The sequence below is a fragment of the Microcystis sp. M53603_WE2 genome, assembly GCF_030065435.1.
The window spans coordinates 1-1,952 of sequence record NZ_JASJFF010000153.1 but is presented as its reverse complement, the minus strand read 5'-3'; the positions used below and the strand labels follow the sequence as shown (position 1 = coordinate 1,952).

2 protein-coding genes are annotated in these 1,952 nt (G+C 45.3%); both read right to left on the bottom strand.

What is annotated here, in order from left to right; all coding sequences use genetic code 11:
• On the bottom strand, positions 1 to 767 hold a 767-nt coding region (locus tag PX481_RS03480), incomplete at its 3' end, for a tubulin-like doman-containing protein (protein ID WP_288093681.1).
• A 2-nt stretch (positions 768 to 769) separates the two neighbouring features.
• Entirely contained in the window at positions 770 to 1,726 is a 957-nt protein-coding gene (locus PX481_RS03475; RefSeq protein WP_002762405.1) for a ribonuclease Z, read from the bottom strand.
• Between the last annotated feature and the right edge of the window lie 226 nt (positions 1,727 to 1,952).

Below are 1,952 nucleotides of genomic sequence, written 5' to 3'. Positions count from 1 at the left end.
TTACTAACCACTTCATCGACTAAACCGCTGCTAAACTGTTGATGATATTCGGTTCTGTAGTCAGAAAAGTAATTTAATTCCATCAGGGCAGCGTAACCATTAGCCAAAACTCGATCGCCGACACTAATCCCCGCAAATGCTTCAGGAGTGGGAACAATTGCCGTACTCAAAGGACTACTTTCCCCTCGCAACCAATTACGAATACAGTAGCCTATATCGATTAACATTCCGCTACCCGTACCACCGTTTAAAGACCCCGTAGTAAAGACATTAATGGCACTATTACTAACTTTAATTCCATAGCGATCGAGCATAAAGTTTTCTTGTCCCTTTACCCGTCTCACCGCGTCCAGAAATTTCCTTTGAATCTCATGATAATTACAAAATAAAGCAAAACGACCACAGGCGCGAATTTGTCCCGCTCCCGCTTCCAGGGAAGTAATATTTCTCTCTAATTCCGGGGGAAACCAACTATTAATCCAGGGATATCTATCCATGTCAGATACCATCTCCTGTACCTGTTTTCCACTCACCCGGGCCCAGTGTTTTTCGTTATCTTTAAAAGCACTGCCAGCAGCTTCAGGATTACTGATTTTATAATCCTTATCCGTGTCAACCACCAAAAAACTGACAATCGGAAAATTACTCAAACTGCCATAACTTTCCTCGATTAAGCGACGCAATCGCGATAAAATTTCGTTACCCGTGCCACCAATACCCACTAAAACCGTGGGAACCATGCTTTTTTCTTCTACTGCTGCTGGCATAATTACTTAACTCCTAAGACCATTTCTTGACGGTTGCGGGGGACTTCGTAGGTGAGGAAATCGTAGGCTAATTTAGTGTTAGGAAAAATTGCCCGCGCTTCCTCTAACAGATTGGAAATATCCAGAGAATTCCCCGGTAGATAACGGGGACTAAAATGGGTCATTAATAACAATTTTACTTGGGCTGCCAAGGCCACCTGGGCTGCCATCGTCGAAGTGGAGTGAACACTTTCAAAGGCTAATCCGGCATCTTGGTGAGCAAAAGTCGCCTCATGAATTAGCACATCTGCATTCTGTGCCAATTCGATCGAGCCTTCACAGAAAATAGTATCGGTACAATAGGCAATTTTACGGCCGATTTCCGTTTCTCCGCAGAGGGACTGACCGCGAATTTTTCTGCCATCGGGAAGGGTGACAGTTTCCCCTTTTTTCAGCTTGCCGTAAATTGGTCCGGGGGGAATACCTAAAGCGTTGGCTTTTTCCACATCAAAACGTCCTGGACGGTCTTTTTCGGCGATACGATAACCGTGGGCGGGAATACGATGTTTTAATAGCTGACAGGAGACGGTAAATTCTTCATCCTCGTAGAGTATGCCGGGGGAAACGGGATGGACACGCACCCGATTGGCTAAATTAGTATAGGAATACTTAGCACAAGCACGCAGATAGTCCCCTAGTCCGGGGGGTCCGTAGATATCAATATCCTGAGCAGAACCGGCTAATCCAATACTGGCTAACAGTCCCATTAGACCAAAGATATGATCCCCGTGCATGTGGGTGATAAAAATGCGTCGGATTTGGGAACTTTTCAGGTCGCTACGCAGTAACTGGTGTTGAGTTCCTTCTCCACAGTCAAACAGCCATATTTCTGCCCGTTGCGGCAACCGAAGGGCGATACTAGAGACATTACGGGAACGAGTGGGAACCCCGGAACTGGTTCCTAAAAAAGTAATCTCCACAGGATAGCTGTCAGGATAGAGGATTCTTTTTCTAGTCTAGGCTGTTTTTATCGATTTCTCGATCGAATTGCTGCTTTTCTGTATTTCATCACTTGAAAACAGAAAATACCCTGATTTTGACCTAAGTGGGTGGGTGGAATTAAATATAAGATGAACGTAGGTTGGGTTGAAGCATGAAACCCAACGCCCGCTCATGTTACGCTACCGCTAACCCATCCTACTGGAC